Raw genomic sequence first — 19,025 nt, 5'->3', positions numbered from 1 at the left:
CATCCTGTCGAATTTGGGCATACTGCCCCCTTGCCCCAGGGAGAGGCCCATGCCACGGCGTTTGATCAAACGTTTCATGCCAGATCCGGCCCTTATCAGGGAACACAAGTCCTTACGATTTTTGGGCACCTTGCTCCACGACCCGAACCTCTGGCACCTCAATCGTCACTCAGTGGCGCGGGCGATGGCTGTAGGCATTTTCGCGGCCTTTATCCCCATGCCGTTTCAAATGCTGCTGGCGGCGTTTCTGGCGATAAACGTTCGCAGCAATATGCCGATATCCGTGGGCCTGGTATGGCTGACCAACCCCATCACCATGCCGCCGGTGTTTTATTGCACCTACCAGCTCGGCGCCTGGCTGATGAACGTACCGGCACGCACCCTGCCCGACGAGCTGACCTGGGAATGGATCAGCGGCCAGCTGTCTACGGTCTGGCAGCCATTCCTGTTGGGCTCGGTGGTTTGCGGCGTGGTGCTTGGCGCATTGGCCTATTGCCTGACCATGCTCTACTGGCGCTGGTGGGTCAGCCATAAATGGAAGGCCCGGAAAAACCGGCACCCATGAAAAAGGCCCCTCGTCGGGGCCTTTTTCATGCAGCAGGTATCGTGACTACTGGCGCATCCCGCGCCCGCTGACCAGCAGCCTGGCACAGCCAAAGTACAGGACGATGGTCGCCACCACCATAAAGGTCAGCGCTACGCTGATCTTGATGTCCGAAACCCCGAGGATGCCGTAGCGAAAGGCGTTGACCATATGCAGCACCGGGTTGGCCAGCGACACGCTCTGCCAGAACGGCGGCAACAGCGTGATCGAGTAGAACACCCCGCCCAGGTAGGTCAGCGGCGTCAGCACGAAAGTCGGGATAATCGAAATATCATCGAAGTTGCGCGCAAATACGGCGTTGATAAACCCCAGCAACGAGAAGATCGTCGCGGTCAGTACCACCACCACAATGGTCAGGCCCAGGTGATGCACCTGCAAGTGGGTAAAGAACAGCGACAGCAAGGTTACGATCAGGCCCACGATCAGGCCACGCAAGATCCCGCCCACGGTAAAACCGATCAGGATGGTATGCGGCGAGACCGGGGACACCATCAGCTCTTCGATCGAACGCTGGAACTTGGCACCAAAGAAGCTCGATACCACGTTGCCGTAGGAGTTGGTGATCACCGACATCATGATCAAGCCCGGCACGATGTACTCCATATAGGTGAAGCCACCCATATCGCCGATTTGCCGACCAATCAGGTTACCGAAGATCACAAAGTACAAAACCATCGTGATCGCAGGCGGCAGCAGCGTTTGCGGCCAGATCCGCATAAAGCGGCGAACTTCACGGTAAATAATGGTGTTCAACGCAACCAGGTTGGGACGCAGCTCCGAGCTCATACCGCCACCTTTGCCAGATTTTTCTCGACCAACGACACGAACAACTCCTCAAGGCGATTGGTTTTGTTGCGCAGGCTCACCACTTCGATGTTTTGCGCGGCCAGTTGAGTGAACAGGCCGGTAATGCCCACCACCTTGTCCACTTGCACTTCCAGGGTTGTGGCATCGAGCAACTGACTGGGATAACCGATCAGTTGCGGGGGCGCCTGCAACGGATTCTTCAAGTCGAGCAGGAAGGTCTCGACATGCAGCTGGCCAAGCAACTGGCGCATGCTGGTGTTTTCCACAATGGTACCGTGATCGATGATGCCGATATTGCGGCACAGCTGCTCGGCCTCTTCCAGATAGTGGGTGGTGAGGATAATGGTGGTGCCCTGCTCGTTCAGCCCGGTGAGGAAGGTCCACATCGAGCGGCGCAGCTCAATGTCGACACCGGCAGTCGGCTCGTCGAGAATCAGCAGGCGCGGCTCGTGCACCAGGGCACGGGCAATCATCAGGCGACGCTTCATGCCACCGGACAACGAACGCGAAGGCGTATCGCGCTTGTCCCAGAGCCCCAACTGCGTCAGGTACTTTTCGGCACGTTCCTTGGCAATTTTCGCCGGGATGCCGTAGTACCCCGCCTGGGTGACGACGATATCGAAGGTCTTTTCAAACTGGTTAAAGTTGAATTCCTGCGGTACCACGCCAATCGAGCGCTTGAGGGCTGCCGGGTTGGTATCAAGGTCATGGCCAAAGATATTCACCGTGCCGCTGGTCTTGTTGACCAAGGTCGAGAGAATACCGATGGTGGTGGATTTGCCGGCGCCGTTAGGGCCCAGCAAGGCAAAAAAGTCACCTTCGGCTACATCCAGATCGATACCACTCAGGGCCTGGAAACCGTTGCCGTAGGTTTTGGTTAGCTGCCGTATGGACAGAGCGGAACTCATATCGGATTACGCACCAAGATGGGGGAAAGGAGAGGTATAAATAGGGGCGAACTACCTGTAGGGCAAGTCCGACAAGGACCTATGGTGCTTGGCCTCGCCACACAAGTACAGTCGCCCGTATTAATAGTGGCTATTAAGTCAACGCGGTCATTACTGCATTTCGGTAAGCCGGACGCTGCTTCAGGCGCTCATACCAGGCACTCAAATGCGGCAGGGGCGGGCGTTCGATGGGCATTTCAAACCAGGCGTAAATAAAGGATCCCAAGGGGATATCGCCCATGCCGATTTCATCACCGGACAAGTAGGGTTTTTCCGCCAGCGCCCGATCGGCAATGGCTAGCAATTCGCCGCAGGCCTTGATGGCTGCGTTGATTGCCACCCAGTCCTGCTGCTCGGCCGGTGTACGCAAGACACCCCAGAAGACGGTGCGAAACACCCCGGCAAAGGAGGTACTGGTCCAGTCCATCCACTTGTCAGCCTGGGCCCGCACACGGGCATCGGTCGGGTACCAGGAGGTATCAGAGCCATATCGGGCCGTCAGGTAACGCACGATGGTATTGGATTCCCACAGCACAAAGCCGTCATCCTCTTCGATCACCGGCACCTGGCCATTGGGGTTCAATGCCCGGTACTCAGGGCTGTCGACCACGCCAAATGCGCCGCCCGCCTCTACCCGGCTATACGGCAACGCCAGCTCTTCAACACACCACAACGCCTTGCGCACGTTGGACGAATTCTTGCGACCCCACACTTTCAGCATGATCTGGCTCCTGATTGATAGACGCCGGGGCAGTCTACGCCGGGTTGTCGAACTCCGTCTGCAACGCAAGGTCACTATCCTTATAACCCTTGGCGAAAGTTGCGACTAAGCTCACAAGGGTACCTGCCCCTTGGTTTCATGGAGGATTGAATATGCTGTTGCTGTGGATACTGGTTCTGATTGTTGGCCTCGCCTATATGGCTCATCGGCGCATCGCCCCACTGACGATCATTGCCGTGACGGCGGTTTATCTGTTGGCGATGGGGGTTATCGGCCATGTCCCCGGCTGGCTGCTGGCAATCCTCTGGTTGCTGCTGGCCGCGCCCACGGCCCTGCTGCTGTTGCCTGACCTGCGGCGCAAACTGTTCACTGCGCCACTGTTCAGCTGGTTTCAAAAAAACCTGCCGCCGATGTCGCAAACCGAACGCGATGCCATCGATGCTGGCACGGTATGGTGGGATGGCCAGCTGTTCAGCGGCCGCCCCGACTGGAACCAGTTGCTGGCTTACCCCAAGGCCCAGCTGACCGAAGAAGAGCAGGCCTTTATCGATGGCCCCACCGAAGAACTGTGCGCAATGGTCAGCGACTGGGAGATCGGCCAGGCGATGGATTTGCCGCCACAAGCCTGGGCGCATATCAAGGAACATGGTTTCTTCGCCCTGATCATCCCCAAGGCCTACGGCGGCAAGGGTTTCTCGGCCTACGCCCACTCCCAGGTCGCAATGAAACTGGCCACCCGCAGCGGCGACCTCGCCTCTACCGTAATGGTGCCCAACTCCCTCGGGCCGGCAGAATTGCTGCTGCACTACGGCACCGACGAACAACGCAACCATTACCTGCCCCGTCTGGCCCGTGGCGATGACATCCCCTGCTTTGCCCTGACCGGGCCGCTGGCCGGCTCCGATGCCGGCGCAATGCCCGATACCGGGATTATCTGCAAGGGCCAGTGGCAAGGCGAAGAAGTGCTTGGCCTGCGCCTGAACTGGGAAAAGCGCTACATCACCCTCGGCCCCGTCGCCACCCTGCTGGGGCTGGCGTTCAAGGCTCATGACCCGGACCACCTGCTGGGTGACAACGAGGACCTGGGCATCAGCCTGGCGTTGATCCCCACCGACACCCCCGGCGTCGAAATCGGCCGTCGCCACCTGCCGCTGGGCGCAGCCTTTATGAACGGGCCGAACTCGGGCAAAGACGTATTTATCCCGCTCGACTACCTGATCGGCGGCCAGGAGATGCTCGGCAAGGGCTGGATGATGCTGATGAACTGCCTGTCGGTAGGGCGTTCGATTTCCTTGCCCGCCGTAGGCACCGGCGCCGCCAAGTTCACCAGCCTGGTAACCGGCCAGTATGCTCAGGTGCGCGAACAGTTCAATGTGCCACTGGCGGCCTTCGAAGGCATTCAGGAGGCTCTGGCACGCATCGGCGGCAATGCCTGGCTGATGGACAGCGCGCGCATGCTCACCGCCAACGCGGTGGACCTGGGAGAAAAACCCTCGGTGCTGTCGGCGATTCTCAAATACCACCTGACCGAACGCGGCCGCGAGTGCATCAGCCACGCAATGGACGTGCATGGCGGCAAGGGCATCATCATGGGGCCCAACAACTACCTGGGCCGCAACTGGCAGGGTGCGCCGATCTTCATCACCGTGGAGGGCGCGAATATCCTCTCGCGCAACCTGATGATCTTCGGCCAGGGCGCCATTCGCTGCCATCCTTTTGTCCTCAAGGAAATGGCCCTCGCCAGCCGTGAAGACAAGGACCAGGCGCTGATCGAGTTTGACGACTTGCTGCTCAAGCACATCGGTTTTGCGATCAGCAACAAGGCCAGCACGTTCGTCCTGAACCTGGGTCTTGGGCGTTTCGAGCATGTCCCTGGCAACGCCCTGAGCCAGGGTTACTTCCGCGCCCTGAACCGTCAGGCCGCAGCCTTTGCCCTGCTGGCCGACCTGAGCATGATGCTGCTGGGTGGCGAACTCAAACGCCGTGAGCGTCTGTCGGCGCGCCTGGGTGATGTGCTGAGCCATATGTACCTGGCCAGCGCCGCGCTCAAGCGTTATCACGACCTGGACTCACCTGCGCACCTTGACCCGCTGTTCAAGTGGGCCATGGAAGAAAGCCTGGGCCAGGCCGAGCGTGCTCTGGACGAACTGCTGAAAAACTTCCCCAACCGTGCCCTGGGCTGCCTGCTACGGGTCGTGGTGTTCCCGTTCGGCCGTCGTCATACCGGGCCATCGGACCGCCTGGATGCCGAAGTGGCTGCCGTACTGGGCCGCGCCAAGGGTGATCCGACCCTCGAAGCGGTACTTGCCGGTTGCTATCGCCCGCAATCGGCGGACGATGCCGTGGGCGCCCTGCAACAGGCCTGCGACCTGCTGGCCGAGGCGCGGCCACTGCACAAAAAACTCCACGAGGCGCTGAAAAGCGGCCAGGTCAAACCGGCCGCGGGCGAACCGGCCATCGAGGCCGCATTGCAGGCTGGCGTCCTGCAACCGGCCGAAGCTCAAACCCTACGCGATGCCGAAGCGGCACGGCGCAAAGTGATCGACGTGGATGACTTCAGCAAGGAAGAACTCAGCCACACAGACGGAAAGATTCGATAGCAGGACAGCGAGCGCGATGAGCTTTATACTCTCGCGCCCGTTTTGCCCAAGAGGACACCCGCAATGGCCACCAATGACCTGAACCACAACCTAGTGTTGCTCGACATTCTGCGCAGCATCCTGGTTGCTGTCGGTGACGCTGAGCAGATCCCCGAGGAAAGCCACGCGCTGTTCCTGGAGCGTTTTGACGACATGCGCAGCTCGCTGCCGGTTGACCCGATCAACAGCCAGTACCTGGGCCAGGACATCATGTGTCAGGTGATCGAACGCTACCCGCAGATCGCCCACCTGGTGCCGCGTGACCTGCTGTGGTACTTCGGCGGTGCATGCTTCAACTTCCTCTCGGATGAAGAACTGGACATGTACCAGGCTCTGGAAGAGCGTCGTCATGAAGCCGAACTGAACGATGAACCGTTCGACTGGAATCAGGAAAAACAACTGATGGCGCTGCCGACCACCCAAGACAGCCCGCAGCACTGATCCCGATCCAATCCAAAAGCCCGCCCGGTCATGCCTAGCGGGCTTTTTTTAACCTTTGAAAAGCCAAAAAACGTAGTCGCTGAGGAGCGGAGCGAGGCTGCGATCGAGATGGTGCGCCACTGCGACGAAGCGCTCGTAAATCTTGAGTCCCCTTTTCCGCCTGAACCACTGAGGTGCCTGAATCACGACTGCTTCGCACTCGATCGCAGCCTCGCTCCGCTCCTCAGCGACTACAGAGTATTTGCAACAGGTTATGTTTGCGGATTTTTACGCCACATCCCCAGCGTCGGTTCCTGCGCCAGCCGCTCCACCAGAAAGTCGATAAACACCCGCAATTTGGGCGGCAGGTAGCGCGTCGGGGCCTGCAGCAACCATACGCCGCCGTGGTAAGACGCAATAAAATCCCACTCGGGCAGCACCTGAATCACCCTCCCTTCTTCCAGCGCCTGCCGGGCAGTGAAATACGGCAGGCTGCCAATACCGATACCCTGCAATACCGCATCCAGTCGCACCCCGGTGTGGTTGGCCGCATAACGCCCGCGCACGCCCACGGCCACCGATTTGCTCCCCTGCCTGAATTTCCAGCGCGCATCGGCCGGGGTTTCCCCCAGCACAATACAACTGTGCTCGCGCAGGTCCTCGGGCTGCTGCGGCACCCCCTGCTCAGCCAGATACTGCGGCGTGGCACAGAGCAAATGCTCGATCGGGAACAGTTCACGCCCCACCAGCCCCGGCGGCGGCTCGTCGGTGATACGAATGCTCAGGTCAACGTTGTCATCGATCAGGTCGACATAGCGGTCTTCCAGAATCAATTGCACATCGACCTTGGGATACCGACGCAAGAATTCGGGCATATGCGGATGAATCACATAGCGCCCCACCGCCTTGGGCACGCTGACGCGAATCAAGCCTTCAGCTTCCCGGGTGAATCGCCCGCTCAGGTCCATCACCGCCTGGGCCGCGCCCGCCATCTCGCGGCAGCGCCTGAAGACTTCTTCACCAGCATCGCTCAGGCGCAGTTTGCGCGTGGTGCGTTGCAACAGGCGAATCGCCAGGGCCTTTTCCAGCCGGGCAATGCTGCGGCTCACCGCCGAGGGTGAGCTACCCAGCTGGCGCGCAGCTGCGGAAAAGCTGCCGGCCTCGACCACCTTCACAAACACCACCATTTCAGCCAGCAACGTCACAGGTAGATTTATGCTCACAGCGCACAGGTCCATTGATAGTTGAGAGGATTATCACACCACAAGCGCACCCCTATACTGAAAAAAGAAACCCGTTCAGGAACACAGCCATGACCCAACGCCTTTTTTTTACCGACGATGCGCTGAACTGCGACGTTGACGTTACCCACTGTGTACCCCATGAAGACGGGTTCGCCGTCACCCTGGCCGCCACCCCCTTTCACCCCCAGGGCGGCGGGCAACCCAGCGACACTGGCTGGATCGGCGACAGCCAGGTCACTCGGGTCATGCAGGAGCAGGAATCCATCGTGCACTACACCACCCACCCTGTGACCACAGGCAAGGCGCAGGCCCGGGTCGACGAAGCGCGCCGCCAGCTCAATGCCCGCCTGCATTCGGCCGGGCATTTGATTGGTGTTTACGGCGAACAACTGGGCTGGGTGCCAACCAGGGCGCACCACTGGCCAGGCGAGTGCCGGGTCAGCTTTGTACCCGGCGACCAGCCGCACCCCATTGAAGCAGAAGCCGTGCAGCACGCGCTGGCACAGTGGATCGGCGCCGATCTGCCAAGGCATGTACACCTTGCCACTCAACAACGCGCCGTCAGTTTCGGCGAATTGCCGGGTTACCCGTGCGGCGGCACCCATGTGCGATCCCTGGCCGAGCTAGGTGCCGTCAACGTACTGTCCGTCAGCCAGAAAAAGGGCGTGCTGTCTGTTCGCTACACGCTGGACTGAGCCCCCCCAGGGGTTGGTAAAAACAGCCGTAGCGCCATTGCCCGGTCCAGCTTGGCCCGATACACCTCGATATATTCATGGGAGCTTTGCGCCCGGGCGTACAGCGCCTGCTCACTCAAGGTGCGCTGCTGGGCGGTTTTCAAATGGGCCACTTCGAACTCAGCAACGGGGGTGTCCTTGGCCTTGTAATGAAAATGGGCAAACCACAGCTCGGCCCCGTCACGGGCCTTGATGGCATATTCATCCAGGTAGTCCTTGCGCTGGCCCCGGGACAAATGCCGGCGCTGCCCCACACGGACAATGCTCACCTCCCCCTGGGCCAGCAAGTACTCGACATTGGCCCCGGTAGGTGGCAGCCGCTTGATGATGTTGATACGCAGGCTGCGACCCTCCGTGCGTAATCTGCCAGCCGCCGCCTTGAGCTCGGCTATTTGCGCCAGGGCGGCGGTTTTGCGCTGCGGGTCCAGAACCTCGACATTATGGTTGGACGCCAGCACGATTTTTTCGATCTGCTGCCCCACTTCGTCCAGCGCGCGGGCCTTGAAGTCGAGGATTTCCTCGATTTCCACCGGGATCTTGGACGTATTGGCACTGGCCCTGTTCTGCGTGATCACATCCGACAGACGCTCCAGCAATTTGCGCGCCTCCGCCTGCAGCCCGGCCAGGGGCCTGGCCTGGGAAGCCTGCTGGGTCGATGGCCGGATGCTGCCGATTTCTTCCCAGTCCCCGGCCTGGGTTTTGCGGTAGGAGCGGATTTTCATGCTGTCGATACCCTCGGTCACATCGACAATCTCTTCATCCGAACCTTCGGAAGTGGAGGACGGAGGCCGGCGCTGCCCTACCAGGGTCACGTTGCGGGTGGTCTTGATGATTTGCTGGGTGCCTTGGGCGGAAGCGTTACTGGCCTTCGACAGACTGAAGACACGACTGGGCCCGGGCACTGGCTCTTCAGCTTCGGAAGACGAGCTTTCCGAGTCACGAATAACGTTCTGCATCTGATCTTCTGCAAAGTTTTTGAGGTCACCCATCACACGGATGATTTCCGGCAGGTACTCATTGCGAAAATGCTCTGAGCCAAGGCTTATGATGTTTCGGCATACCCCTTCGGCAGCATCGTACTGGCCAATGGTGCGGTCAAAAAAATCCAGATGATCGCTGCTATATAGCGTCCCCTCGCGGCGCAGGCTCAATTGCGACCAGGCGGTGTCTATCAGTGTCCCTTGGCCGAAGAGGTCAAACGCGTGCTGCTCTTCGGGGCTAAGGTTGAATGCATCACGGCGGATAACCAGCTCGCAGAGGGTTTCCAGGTAGGCCGCCGCCCAGTGGCGATCAAAATAGTCGCCGTCAGGTTGCCTCGCGATTTCCAGCAGCGAGCTCTCCTTGGGCAACGGCCGACGCTTGACCTCAGTCAGGGCCTGGCTCTCGCGCAAGGAGTTTTTATACAGCCGGGCCTCTACCTGCTCGGCCTGCTTCAAATCCTCGATCCAGCGCGCATAAGGCAGCGTTGAGCCACGGGATATCTCGGCCATCATCTCCAGCAGGTCCGGAATGTAAGAAGGCCTGGAGTTGCAGACCGGCAGGAGATTGAGCGTTTCTTCCAGGTAGTTCTGCAGCTTGAACAGGCGCAAAGTGAGTTGCACCCAGGTCTCCTGGGTTTTCATGGCAAAACCCTCCACGGGAGTGATGTCGTGGGAGCGGGTTTTCACCGCGATCAATTCCAGCACCGTAGTGCGCCATGCATCGATCTCTGCCTCATAGCGATCAACCAATGCCGCGTGCCGCTCCGGGTATTTGCCCATCAAGTCTTCAGTGATCTTGAGCACACGCTCACGCCTGTGCAGTTCAACATCCAGCTCCCCGGCCTGTTGTTCAAGGGCGGCGAGTTTCTGCGCCCTTTTTTCGCGCAATGCCTGGATGGCCTTTTTCGGCCCCCCGCCGCGCAACCCCAGACGCAGGTCCAGGCGCCACTGCCCGACCTCATCGCTGCGCAGGCGCGGGCCGAATCTGGTCGGCTGGTTGTCGTCCTGAATCACCACACCATCGGCGTCGCGAGCAACGCGGTAGGTGCGCCCGTCGACCTGCACATACGACTTGCCTTCATGGTTGATCACCCCTTGTAACGGGCCGACTTCAATGGGCGTGCCCTGGCTCAAGTCAATGGCCAGGGCGAACGTGTTCAAGCTCGCCTGCTGCGTCTGGCTCAGGCGTTGTTGCGTACCAAACCAGGAGAAATCCAGCGCTGAAAAATCCCGGGCAGCACGGCCATCGAGGTCAGGCAGTTTTTTTTGCGCAAGTACCGAGGCGATATGGGGTTCTACCGCCCGTGGGGGCTGTGGTTTAGCGATGCTGAACAGGGGCTCGTCGACCGGCGCTTGCAGGCGCTGGCGCTCGTTGGCCTGGGCCTTGAAGTTCAGGCCGGCATGCAGAAGGGCCTGGCTGATATTGAACAGCAGGTCGATCAGGGTTTGTTGCACCCCTTGCTTGTCGCCATTGATTCGCGCCTGCAGGCCGCTGTCCAGGCTCAGCAGGGTCTGGAACAGCCAGGCGGCTTTCTGCAGGGGCCCGCTGAGGAAAAATGTCAGTCCGTTGAACAGGCTCCAGCCATAGCGTTTAAGCAAGATCCAGCGTCGCTCGGCGGTCGAGACGGTCTGCTTGTCGGCCAAGGTCATCAAGGCACTGGCATTGGCATCGAACATGGCCTCGAAATAATCACCCACCACCCTCTGGGTGCCGAGGGTCGCCGGGCTGCGCGGTAACATGGCCAAAATGCCTTCATGCAGCACACCTTCCAGATGCGGGCGCTCAAAGCCGCCGTCGGCGTAATAGCCGCGGGCATCATCGTCCAGCCAGGTCAGTATGCTTTCCTGCAGGTCGCCGGGCTGTTTGATCGCCGCCATCAAAATGGCCCAACTGGCGAACTCCAGCAACGGTTCGAGCGAGAAAGGCCGGTAGAGAATAAAGGGGCCTGTGCCAGTCTGCCGCGCGCCCAACACAAACATGTTCGCCACCGTGTCAACGCCCGCCCCTTCATAGGCATGAAACCCCAGGGGGCGCACGCACACATCGCCAGCGCTGGCCGGGTGCTGCCCGCCGGGGGCCATCAACCGGCTCAAGATGTCTACGCCCTGCTGGGTAAAACCGGCTTGCCCCCTGATTTTTCGCTCCAGGGCAAACAACGGCAATTGCACCTGCAATTGCGAGGCGAACAGCCCCTTGCGCCGCGTCACCTCGGCCTCGTTGTCCACCAGCAGGTTTTTCAGCAGCGCGATATAGCGGCTGCCCACATCCAGTTCATCCACCAGGTTTTTTACATAGGCACCATTCAACCAATCGGGCACGGCTTCGCCCGAGCGCAGCCTGGCCCCGATCAGGCCGACAGGCCAACCACCCCGGTAGGTCAGGACAAACTCGGCGAAGGGCAGCACATCGTCGGTGAAGATGGGCAACTGCAAATTCTCGACGCCGATGTCATGGATCTCGATCTGTGTGATATCGAGCCCTGATTGCGGGTGGTCTTGCTCGATGCGCTGGCGGATAAGCCCCTCGGCATACTCCGGCATGGCCACGATGCCCTCGAGAAACGTCTGGCCCCGGGTCTGGCGCTGCCAGGCAACCTCGGCGCCAATCAGCTTGCTGCAGGCCAACTGGTCTGCCGGGCTGGCCTGCTTCAGCCAGTCGGGCAATACCGCCATCACCCGCTGCAGTTCGGGGCGCTCCCGGGGGCTGAAAAACGGGAACATCCTGCCCGCCTCGTCCAGCGCCTGCTCCAGGCGCGCGACCGTGTATTTTTCGGCCTGGGCATCAGCCCCTATGCGGGCAATGTCACGCAACTGCTCATCGAGCAGGGTGATGCCAAGCGCGGTGAAAAAATCCCCTTCAGGCTCATGCAGGCTCCAGCTCAGGGAGCGCAGGGCCGTGTCTTGCAATACGCGGGTAACCATACAGGTTGCAAACGCTTGCACCGAAGCGAACAGCTCGACGCCATGTTCCAGGGAGTAACCCAGCACAATCAGGCGATCGGGCATTTGCCGGGTCACCAGCATCACGCCCGGCAACTGGAAGCGTTGCCGCGCATCGTTATGGCTACCGTCAATATTCACCAGCCAGGCTTTCAGCGGGGTTTCCACGGTCCCTCGGGCCCGGTCCTGCCTGTCGGGGAACGCCGCCACCACCGCCAGCGCCACCGACTGCTCGGCAGGCATCGAGGGCGTACGATCCTGAGCCTCGGCGGCGCTTTTCAGGGCCGCCTGCAACACCCGCCGCAACCACTGCAGGGGGGGCAGCGAACGGTCAGGGCTGTCACTCCAGAATTCGGCCAGCGCCTGCTGGTAGGCCCTGATCAACATCGGCGCATGGTCGTTGATAATGGCCTGCAGCTCGGCCATGCCCACGGCCAACGGATGGGGAGCGAGCCGGTTGGGATCGACCGTCAGGCGATGCACGCCCTGGATCAGGGTAACCGGCGTCGAGTTGATAAAACTGCGGATCATCGCATCCACAGGGTGCCCAAAACGATAACCCCGGGGCATGCCGGAGCTATCGGTGCTTGCCACGGGTTCGGCAATGGCCAGTTGAGTAAAGTCCACGCTCAGGGCCGGGTACTTCTCCAGCAGGGCCTGTTTGAAGCAGAGGGCCGCAACATTTTGAAAGGTCGGGCGCCGGGCAAAATCGGGGGCCGCAAAATTGCCCAGAACCGCGTGACGAACCAGTGAGTCGGGAGTGGTCGAAAGTGTTGGCATGGCAGTTCATCGCGTTGGATGGCAGACAGGGCCCTGCCCGTGCAGGGCAGAACCGGATTGCCTGATTGAACGCAACAAACCCGCACTGCGTGCGGTATCAGGATATCGCTAGGCGCTGGTGCGCCGACGCTGGACAAAGCGGTCGACGTAATCATCCGCCGGCGCATGCAGGATCTCGTGGGGGGTGCCCACCTGGATCAACTGGCCATCCTTGAGCACGGCGATGCGATTGCCGATGCGCAATGCCTCGTCCAGGTCATGGGTGATAAACACGATGGTTTTTTGCAGGGTACGCTGCAGTTCGAGCAACTGGTCCTGCATCTCGGCGCGGATCAACGGGTCCAGGGCGCTGAAGGCCTCGTCCATCAGGATAATATCGGTGTCGGTGGCCAATGCCCGCGCCAGGCCGACACGCTGGCGCATGCCGCCCGACAGCTGATGAATAAAGGCCTGCTCGTACCCCTGCAGGCCGACCACTGTAATCCAGTGGCGGGCCCGCGCCTGGCATTGCGCCGTGCTCTCGCCGCGCACTTTCAAACCATAGGCGACGTTATCCAGCACGTTGCGGTGCGGCAACAGGCCAAAGTTCTGAAACACCATGCTGATCTTGTGCCGGCGAAAATGGCGCAGGGCCGGCATGTCGTATTCCAGGATGTCTTCACCGTCCACCAGGATCTGCCCGCTGCTGGGGTCGATCAGGCGATTGAGATGACGCACCAGCGTGGACTTGCCCGAACCGGACAAGCCCATGATGACGAACACCTCCCCGGCCGCGATCGACAGCGACAAATCGTTGATGCCTACCACGCAGCCGGTTTCGGCCAGCACCTGCTCCTTGCTCTTGCCGGCGCGGATCATGGCCAGCACGTCTTTCTCACGATTGCCGAACACCTTGAACACGTTGCGCACTTCTATTTTGTTGACGCTCATTTCTGATCCCCGTGCCGCGGGCGGCCATAGGCCTGGGTAATACGGTCGATGACCACCGCCAGAATCACGATCGCCAGCCCGGCCTCCAGGCCTTTGCCCACGTTGAGGGTCTGAATGCCCACCAGCACATCCTCGCCCAGGCCTCGGGCGCCGATCATCGAGACAATCACCACCATCGACAGTGCCATCATGGTGGTCTGGTTGATCCCGGCCATGATGCTTGGCATCGCCAGCGGCAATTGCACGCCGAACAGCTGCTGCCAAGGCGTGGCGCCAAAGGCGTTGATGGCCTCCATGACCTCGCGGTCAACCTGGCGCAGGCCCAGGTCGGTCAGGCGGATCAGCGGCGGCACGGCATAGATCACCGTGGCAAAAATCGCTGGCACCTTGCCCAGGCCAAACAGCATCAGCACCGGGATCAAGTACACGAAGCTGGGCATGGTCTGCATGATGTCCAGCAGCGGCATCAGCAGCGAGCGCAGGCGGTTGTTGCGGGCGGCCAGAATCCCCAGGGGGACGCCCAGCAGCACCGAAATCAACGTGGCCACCAGCATCAGCGCCAGGGTCTGCATCAGCTTGTCCCACAGGCCGACAGCCCCGACCAGAAACAGCAGGCCGACGATCAGCAAGGTGCTGACGACTTTGCGCGTGGCATGCCAGGCGATCACCCCGACGATGGCCAGCATCAGCCACCAGGGGGTCAGGCGCAGCAGGTTTTCAAGGTTGACGATGGCCCACAGCAAGGTGTCGGAGATGTGCCGAAACACATCGCCATAGTTGCTGACCAGCGCATCAACCCCGTCATTGACCCATCCTGCGATGGAAAACGTCAGATTGTCAGGAAACATGCAGTGCTCGTGTTCAAGAGGTTAATTCGCTTTAAGCGCCGCATCGACCTTGGCCGCAGCTTCCGGGGTGACCCAGGCGTGCCAGATTTGCGGTTGCTCACGTAAAAAGGCCTGCGCGGCCTTGCGCGGCTCGGTGCGTTTTTCGCTCATCTGCGCCAGGGTGGTGTTCAGCAGATCGATGGGGAAATCGACCTTCTGGTAGAACTCGACCAGTTGCGGGTATTGCTGGCTGAACGGCGTCGACACGCCGATGGCCAGTTTCGCCGGCAACGAACGGGTGCCCTTGGGGTTGGGGTTATTGACATCGGCCAGGGTTTTCCAGGCTTCGGCATCAAAGGCAGGCTCTTCGAGCTTGATCAGTTTGTAACGGCCAATCAGCGGGGTGGGCGACCAGTAGTAGAACAACACCGGTTTGCCACGCTTGATTGATGAACTGACCTCGGCATCCAGCGCCGCGCCGGAGCCGGTACGGAAGTTCACGAAGTCCTTGTCCAGGCCGTAGGCCTTGAGCTTCTGGCTATTGACGATTTCAGAGGTCCAGCCAGTAGGACTGTTCAGGAAGCGACCGCGAGACGGATCTTCCTGATCACGAAAAACATCTTTGTAGCGCGCCAGATCGTTGACTGACTTCAAATCCGGCGCCATTGGCTTGATGCCTTTTTCCGGGTCGCCCTTGATCACATATTCCGGCACCCACCAGCCCTCGCTGGCGTTCTTGACGATATCGCCCAGCCCCTGCACCTTGCCCTCGGCTTCGGCCTTGATCCACACTGGGCTGCGCCCTGCCCACTCTTCTCCAATCACCTGGATATCGTTTTTAGCCAGGGCGGCTTCCAGGCTGACCGTACTGCCGGGCAGTGTGTCCGTGGCCACGTCGTAGCCTTTTTCGGTAATCAGGCGCAGCACTTCGGTAATCAGGCTGCCGCTTTCCCAGGTGATGTCACCGAAGTGAACCGGGGTTTTCTGCTCGGCCAGTACTGGCTGAGCGACAAGGGCCACGGCCAACAGCGGACCACCGAGCCATTTTTTCAAGTTATTCATGGGGATTCTCTTGTTATGGAGGGGCGGTTGGAGGGTTGCGCGATGGCGCAGCGCTTGAGGGCGCGAACCATGTAGTCACTGACGCTGCGTTGGGAAATGCCCAGTTGTTGGGCAATTTCGGGGTAGGTCAGGCCATTGACCCGTGACAGCACGAAGGTTTCCTTGACCTTGTCGGGCAAACCATCGAGCCGGGCGTCAATCACCTGCAGGGCCTGGAGGGCCTGAGCCAGTGTTTCTGGCGAGGGTGAATGCAGGGGTTCTTGCTGTTGCACGCTCATCAGATAGGCCCGTTCCACATCCCGGCGACGCCACAGTTGAAAGATCAAACGCCGGGCGATAGTCGTCAACAACGCACGCGGTTCACGAATGACCAGGCTTTGAGGCGCACTTAAAAGCTGGGCAAACGTATCGGCTGCAATGTCTTCAGCGTAGCTGCTGGAATCGAGGTAACGGCACAAACGTGCATGCAGCCACAAATAGTGGGTGCGATAAAGCTGGCTCACATGATCGCGGTGAGCGAAGTCGGCGCCGGACATAGGGGCTCCAGAAAGTAAGTAGAACGGTATGTCCGGTGATCCGGTGCGGCGATGCTAGCAAATGGTTTTATGCAATTTAAATACTAAAAAAACATTTGGTTATTCGTTTCAGCTATTAAACATAAATCCCCTACTGCAAGACTTCATACCCGAACTCCGCCGCTTCCTGCCGATAATCGAGAACCTTCTGATAATCAGCTTCACTGGCGGGTAAAACTTCCCGCAGCCCCAGGGTTGCAGCGACCTCGGGTAATTGCTGCAAGGCAGTATTCATTGCCTGGCGAATCCGCTCAGCGCTCTCAGGCCCGGCATTGAGCGCAGTGATGTAAGGCAATGTCGGGCTGGAGGCCGTACGCGCCACAACCCGCAGCCCGGCAACTTCTGCCGGCGCATAACGGGCCAGGTAGGCAAAGGTCACGCTGTCGATGGCGGCCAGGTCTGCCCAGCCTTCACGCACCCAGCGCAGGCTTTGCCGGTGCGCGCCGCTGACGGCCACTGAAGCAAAAAAACGCCCGCCGCGCTGCAGGGGCGCAAGACGATGGCGCAACAGATTCATGCCGCTGTTGGAGTGCAGATCATTGATCACCCCGCGGCTGCCCTCAAAAGCGCCCAGATCGCGGCGCGGGTCTGCATCACGGCTGACAATCACACTGCAATGCTCACCGCCACTGCTGTCGGGCCATTCGTACTGCGGGCGACCGATCACTTGCACCTGCCCGCGCAACTGGGTCAACAGCGGGTAGCCGCAGGTCTGGCTGAGCAACAGGTGCGCAGACCGCCACAGCGCCAGTGAATCCAGGCCCCGGGCATCGCCACGCGGTTGCTGCAACAGCTCGAGAATACGAGTCAGCCACTGCTCATTGGCCTGGCTGACTTGCTGGGGGGCTACATACATTGCCAATTCGGCATAACGGCCAGACATGGAAGGCACCTACTGAAATTAACTGAACGGATGCTGCGGGCTATCAATCGCCTGCACCGCGTGACGACGAATCAGCTCACCGTAGCCTTGCACCAAAAAGCCACCACTGCGTTGCTGCCACTGCGCGCGCCGCGCCCGATAGACCCTGGGCAGGTAAAACCACGGCAAACTCGGTAAATCATGGTGTACCAGATGCAAATTGAGGTTCAGGAACAGCCAGGTCCAGGGCCAACCGGCTTCATTGAGTACCGTTCGCTGTTCCGACCGGGCTGCGGGACGGTGCTCATAAAAGGAACGGACCATGCCCACTGACAAAACCGGTACGGTGACCAGAAACACATACTGCCAAACGGCCAGTTCGCTGCAGTACGCAATAAAGGCAAACATCAGCAGGGTGAAAAAACCGTGGGTCAGCCACATGCACCAGGCTTGCCGGTCGCCACGGCGCAGGCGCTGCAGCTCTTCTTTGGCCATGCCGTACAACGCCAGGGGCGGCCCCACCAGCAAGCGTCCGGGCACCGTTTTGTTCAGCCAGAGCAGACCGCGCAACAGTTTCGAACTGCCTTGCCAGTGAGCCTGAGTCAAATAGCGGCTTTCGGGGTCGACCCCGGGAAGGGTCAGGTCATGATCGCGGTGATGCTGCAAATGGCTGTCGCGATACAGGGTGTAGGGATACCACAGGGCAAAAGGGGCGTAGCCCAGCACTTTGTTAAGGCCATTGAAACGGGTGGGATGGCCGTGCAGCAGTTCGTGCTGCACCGACATCCACAGCACCACCACCGGGATCAGCAGCACAATCGTCCAGCCCGCGCCGAGCAGCGGGCTGCCCAGCAGCAAGGCGAACCAGGCAGCGGGTACGGCAAGCAGCAAAAACCAGGTAGGCCACTGGGTTCGACCGGTGAAGGTACGGGACAAGGCCTGGATGTCCCTTTGCTGGGAGCTATCGAAGTAATACGACATCTGAAGAACTCAAATCAGGTTTGAATTCTTGTGTGGCGCCAGCCGGGGTTTTCTTGCAGATCGATTGGTTATCAGCTTAGAAGCGTTTACGTGGAGCCAGAAAAGCAAAACCCGGAAACGCAAAAAGCAGCCCTAAGGCTGCTTTCTGAGTGTTTTTTGCAACTGCGTAGCTCCAAAAAACAAAATTTGGAGCGGGAAACGAGACTCGAACTCGCGACCCCGACCTTGGCAAGGTCGTGCTCTACCAACTGAGCTATTCCCGCAATAATGGCGTCCCCTAGGGGACTCGAACCCCTGTTACCGCCGTGAAAGGGCGGTGTCCTAGGCCACTAGACGAAGGGGACGTTGCCCGAAATGCACACGTACATTTCAGTGCCAGATCACTAACAAACGTTAGTCTCTTGGCTTTCACTCAACTTCGCCCGAGAGCAAAGCTGCTTAAAAATGGAGCGGGAAACGAGACTCGAACTCGCGACCCCGACCTTGGCAAGGTCGTGCTCTACCAACTGAGCTATTCCCGCAATAATGGCGTCCCCTAGGGGACTCGAACCCCTGTTACCGCCGTGAAAGGGCGGTGTCCTAGGCCACTAGACGAAGGGGACGTTGCCCGAAATGCACACGTACATTTCAGTGCCAGATCACTAACAAATGTTAGTCTCTTGGCTTTCACTCAACTTCGCCCGAAAGCAAAGCTGCTTAAAAATGGAGCGGGAAACGAGACTCGAACTCGCGACCCCGACCTTGGCAAGGTCGTGCTCTACCAACTGAGCTATTCCCGCAATGGCGTCCCCTAGGGGACTCGAACCCCTGTTACCGCCGTGAAAGGGCGGTGTCCTAGGCCACTAGACGAAGGGGACACACTACAACTTCACTGGTTACAAGCGTTTGGCTGTTTGCTTTACGCTGCAATTGGCGCGCATTCTAGGGATGGATTGGAAGGTCGTCAACCCCAATATGAAAATATATTGAAAT

The 19,025-nt window shown here is 59.7% G+C and carries 15 protein-coding genes and 6 tRNA genes; 4 read left to right on the top strand and 17 right to left on the bottom strand.

All coding sequences use genetic code 11. The features are described from left to right. The first annotated feature begins 49 nt into the window (after positions 1 to 49). Positions 50 to 565 (top strand): DUF2062 domain-containing protein, encoded by a 516-nt coding sequence (locus BFC21_RS25230; RefSeq protein WP_016779933.1) that lies wholly within the window; start codon positions 50 to 52, stop codon positions 563 to 565. Positions 566 to 610: 45 nt separating this feature from the next. Here the strand turns inward: BFC21_RS25230 and BFC21_RS25225 are convergent, their stop codons facing one another. The 3 genes from BFC21_RS25225 to BFC21_RS25215 all read right to left on the bottom strand — a co-directional run bounded on the left by BFC21_RS25225 (position 611) and on the right by BFC21_RS25215 (position 3,079). Continuing rightward, positions 611 to 1,390: an ABC transporter permease gene (locus BFC21_RS25225; RefSeq protein ID WP_016779932.1), complete on the bottom strand. Its 780-nt coding sequence runs from the start codon at positions 1,388 to 1,390 to the stop codon at positions 611 to 613. Beyond that, the gene (locus tag BFC21_RS25220) at positions 1,387 to 2,319 is read right to left on the bottom strand and encodes an ABC transporter ATP-binding protein (protein ID WP_095005482.1); all 933 of its coding nucleotides are present in this window, start codon (positions 2,317 to 2,319) and stop codon (positions 1,387 to 1,389) included. The genes BFC21_RS25225 and BFC21_RS25220 overlap by 4 nt, the downstream gene beginning before the upstream one ends. 133 nt (positions 2,320 to 2,452) lie before the next feature. Next, entirely contained in the window at positions 2,453 to 3,079 is a 627-nt protein-coding gene (locus BFC21_RS25215; RefSeq protein ID WP_088379253.1) for a glutathione S-transferase, read from the bottom strand. Between the two features lie 152 nt (positions 3,080 to 3,231). Here BFC21_RS25215 and BFC21_RS25210 point away from each other — a divergent pair, with 152 nt between their 5' ends. Together BFC21_RS25210 and BFC21_RS25205 are read left to right on the top strand one after the other, a co-directional pair. Then, positions 3,232 to 5,679: an acyl-CoA dehydrogenase gene (locus BFC21_RS25210; protein ID WP_120266601.1), complete on the top strand. Its 2,448-nt coding sequence runs from the start codon at positions 3,232 to 3,234 to the stop codon at positions 5,677 to 5,679. Positions 5,680 to 5,742: 63 nt separating this feature from the next. Then, positions 5,743 to 6,159: a PA2817 family protein gene (locus BFC21_RS25205; protein ID WP_083369822.1), complete on the top strand. Its 417-nt coding sequence runs from the start codon at positions 5,743 to 5,745 to the stop codon at positions 6,157 to 6,159. 251 nt (positions 6,160 to 6,410) lie between these two features. On the opposite strand, the gene BFC21_RS25200 is transcribed toward BFC21_RS25205, so the two are convergent. Then, complete coding sequence (locus tag BFC21_RS25200) at positions 6,411 to 7,361, bottom strand: LysR family transcriptional regulator (RefSeq protein WP_120266748.1); 951 nt, start codon at positions 7,359 to 7,361, stop codon at positions 6,411 to 6,413. Between the two features lie 89 nt (positions 7,362 to 7,450). Here BFC21_RS25200 and BFC21_RS25195 point away from each other — a divergent pair, with 89 nt between their 5' ends. Further along, positions 7,451 to 8,077: a hypothetical protein gene (locus tag BFC21_RS25195; RefSeq protein WP_095005480.1), complete on the top strand. Its 627-nt coding sequence runs from the start codon at positions 7,451 to 7,453 to the stop codon at positions 8,075 to 8,077. Here BFC21_RS25195 and BFC21_RS25190 read toward each other — a convergent pair. The 13 genes from BFC21_RS25190 to BFC21_RS25130 all read right to left on the bottom strand — a co-directional run bounded on the left by BFC21_RS25190 (position 8,062) and on the right by BFC21_RS25130 (position 18,910). After that, the gene (locus BFC21_RS25190; RefSeq protein ID WP_120266600.1) at positions 8,062 to 12,816 is read right to left on the bottom strand and encodes a dermonecrotic toxin domain-containing protein; all 4,755 of its coding nucleotides are present in this window, start codon (positions 12,814 to 12,816) and stop codon (positions 8,062 to 8,064) included. The two genes, BFC21_RS25195 and BFC21_RS25190, sit on opposite strands and share 16 nt — an antisense overlap. 108 nt (positions 12,817 to 12,924) lie before the next feature. Next, a complete protein-coding gene (locus BFC21_RS25185) occupies positions 12,925 to 13,746 on the bottom strand; it encodes a glycine betaine/L-proline ABC transporter ATP-binding protein (protein WP_016779925.1) in 822 nt (273 codons plus the stop codon). Next, positions 13,743 to 14,594 (bottom strand): proline/glycine betaine ABC transporter permease, encoded by an 852-nt coding sequence (locus BFC21_RS25180; protein ID WP_088379248.1) that lies wholly within the window; start codon positions 14,592 to 14,594, stop codon positions 13,743 to 13,745. The genes BFC21_RS25185 and BFC21_RS25180 overlap by 4 nt, the downstream gene beginning before the upstream one ends. 21 nt (positions 14,595 to 14,615) lie before the next feature. Continuing rightward, positions 14,616 to 15,635, bottom strand: a complete 1,020-nt coding sequence (locus BFC21_RS25175) for an ABC transporter substrate-binding protein (RefSeq protein ID WP_088379247.1) — start codon at positions 15,633 to 15,635, stop codon at positions 14,616 to 14,618. Continuing rightward, a complete protein-coding gene (locus BFC21_RS25170) occupies positions 15,632 to 16,171 on the bottom strand; it encodes a sigma-70 family RNA polymerase sigma factor (RefSeq protein WP_095005475.1) in 540 nt (179 codons plus the stop codon). Before BFC21_RS25170 ends, BFC21_RS25175 begins: the two co-directional genes overlap by 4 nt. 130 nt (positions 16,172 to 16,301) lie before the next feature. After that, positions 16,302 to 17,093 (bottom strand): phosphate/phosphite/phosphonate ABC transporter substrate-binding protein, encoded by a 792-nt coding sequence (locus BFC21_RS25165; protein WP_120266599.1) that lies wholly within the window; start codon positions 17,091 to 17,093, stop codon positions 16,302 to 16,304. 18 nt (positions 17,094 to 17,111) lie between these two features. Then, the gene (locus BFC21_RS25160; protein ID WP_088379244.1) at positions 17,112 to 18,053 is read right to left on the bottom strand and encodes a fatty acid desaturase; all 942 of its coding nucleotides are present in this window, start codon (positions 18,051 to 18,053) and stop codon (positions 17,112 to 17,114) included. 187 nt (positions 18,054 to 18,240) lie between these two features. After that, positions 18,241 to 18,316 (bottom strand) — tRNA-Gly (locus BFC21_RS25155). A 5-nt stretch (positions 18,317 to 18,321) separates the two neighbouring features. After that, positions 18,322 to 18,397: transfer RNA gene (locus BFC21_RS25150), tRNA-Glu, on the bottom strand. Positions 18,398 to 18,498: 101 nt separating this feature from the next. Further along, positions 18,499 to 18,574: transfer RNA gene (locus tag BFC21_RS25145), tRNA-Gly, on the bottom strand. Positions 18,575 to 18,579: 5 nt separating this feature from the next. Continuing rightward, positions 18,580 to 18,655 (bottom strand) — tRNA-Glu (locus tag BFC21_RS25140). A gap of 101 nt (positions 18,656 to 18,756) precedes the next feature. Continuing rightward, positions 18,757 to 18,832, bottom strand: a tRNA-Gly gene (locus tag BFC21_RS25135). Positions 18,833 to 18,834: 2 nt separating this feature from the next. Further along, positions 18,835 to 18,910: transfer RNA gene (locus BFC21_RS25130), tRNA-Glu, on the bottom strand. Positions 18,911 to 19,025 lie beyond the last annotated feature (115 nt).

The sequence above is a fragment of the Pseudomonas sp. TMW 2.1634 genome (assembly GCF_001703595.1).
In the GTDB taxonomy this organism is placed as follows: domain Bacteria; phylum Pseudomonadota; class Gammaproteobacteria; order Pseudomonadales; family Pseudomonadaceae; genus Aquipseudomonas; species Aquipseudomonas fragi.
This window is presented reverse-complemented; position numbering and strand designations above follow the sequence as displayed.

Bases quoted from the DNA above. Each gene is read 5' to 3' on its own strand.
- BFC21_RS25230 (WP_016779933.1), top strand. From the start codon at position 50: ATGCCACGGCGTTTGATCAAACGTTTCATGCCAGATCCGGCCCTTATC.
- BFC21_RS25225 (WP_016779932.1), bottom strand. From the start codon at position 1,390: ATGAGCTCGGAGCTGCGTCCCAACCTGGTTGCGTTGAACACCATTATT.
- BFC21_RS25220 (WP_095005482.1), bottom strand. From the start codon at position 2,319: ATGAGTTCCGCTCTGTCCATACGGCAGCTAACCAAAACCTACGGCAAC.
- BFC21_RS25215 (WP_088379253.1), bottom strand. From the start codon at position 3,079: ATGCTGAAAGTGTGGGGTCGCAAGAATTCGTCCAACGTGCGCAAGGCG.
- BFC21_RS25210 (WP_120266601.1), top strand. From the start codon at position 3,232: ATGCTGTTGCTGTGGATACTGGTTCTGATTGTTGGCCTCGCCTATATG.
- BFC21_RS25205 (WP_083369822.1), top strand. From the start codon at position 5,743: ATGGCCACCAATGACCTGAACCACAACCTAGTGTTGCTCGACATTCTG.
- BFC21_RS25195 (WP_095005480.1), top strand. From the start codon at position 7,451: ATGACCCAACGCCTTTTTTTTACCGACGATGCGCTGAACTGCGACGTT.
- BFC21_RS25190 (WP_120266600.1), bottom strand. From the start codon at position 12,816: ATGCCAACACTTTCGACCACTCCCGACTCACTGGTTCGTCACGCGGTT.
- BFC21_RS25185 (WP_016779925.1), bottom strand. From the start codon at position 13,746: ATGAGCGTCAACAAAATAGAAGTGCGCAACGTGTTCAAGGTGTTCGGC.
- BFC21_RS25180 (WP_088379248.1), bottom strand. From the start codon at position 14,594: ATGTTTCCTGACAATCTGACGTTTTCCATCGCAGGATGGGTCAATGAC.
- BFC21_RS25175 (WP_088379247.1), bottom strand. From the start codon at position 15,635: ATGAATAACTTGAAAAAATGGCTCGGTGGTCCGCTGTTGGCCGTGGCC.
- BFC21_RS25170 (WP_095005475.1), bottom strand. From the start codon at position 16,171: ATGTCCGGCGCCGACTTCGCTCACCGCGATCATGTGAGCCAGCTTTAT.
- BFC21_RS25165 (WP_120266599.1), bottom strand. From the start codon at position 17,093: ATGTCTGGCCGTTATGCCGAATTGGCAATGTATGTAGCCCCCCAGCAA.
- BFC21_RS25160 (WP_088379244.1), bottom strand. From the start codon at position 18,053: ATGTCGTATTACTTCGATAGCTCCCAGCAAAGGGACATCCAGGCCTTG.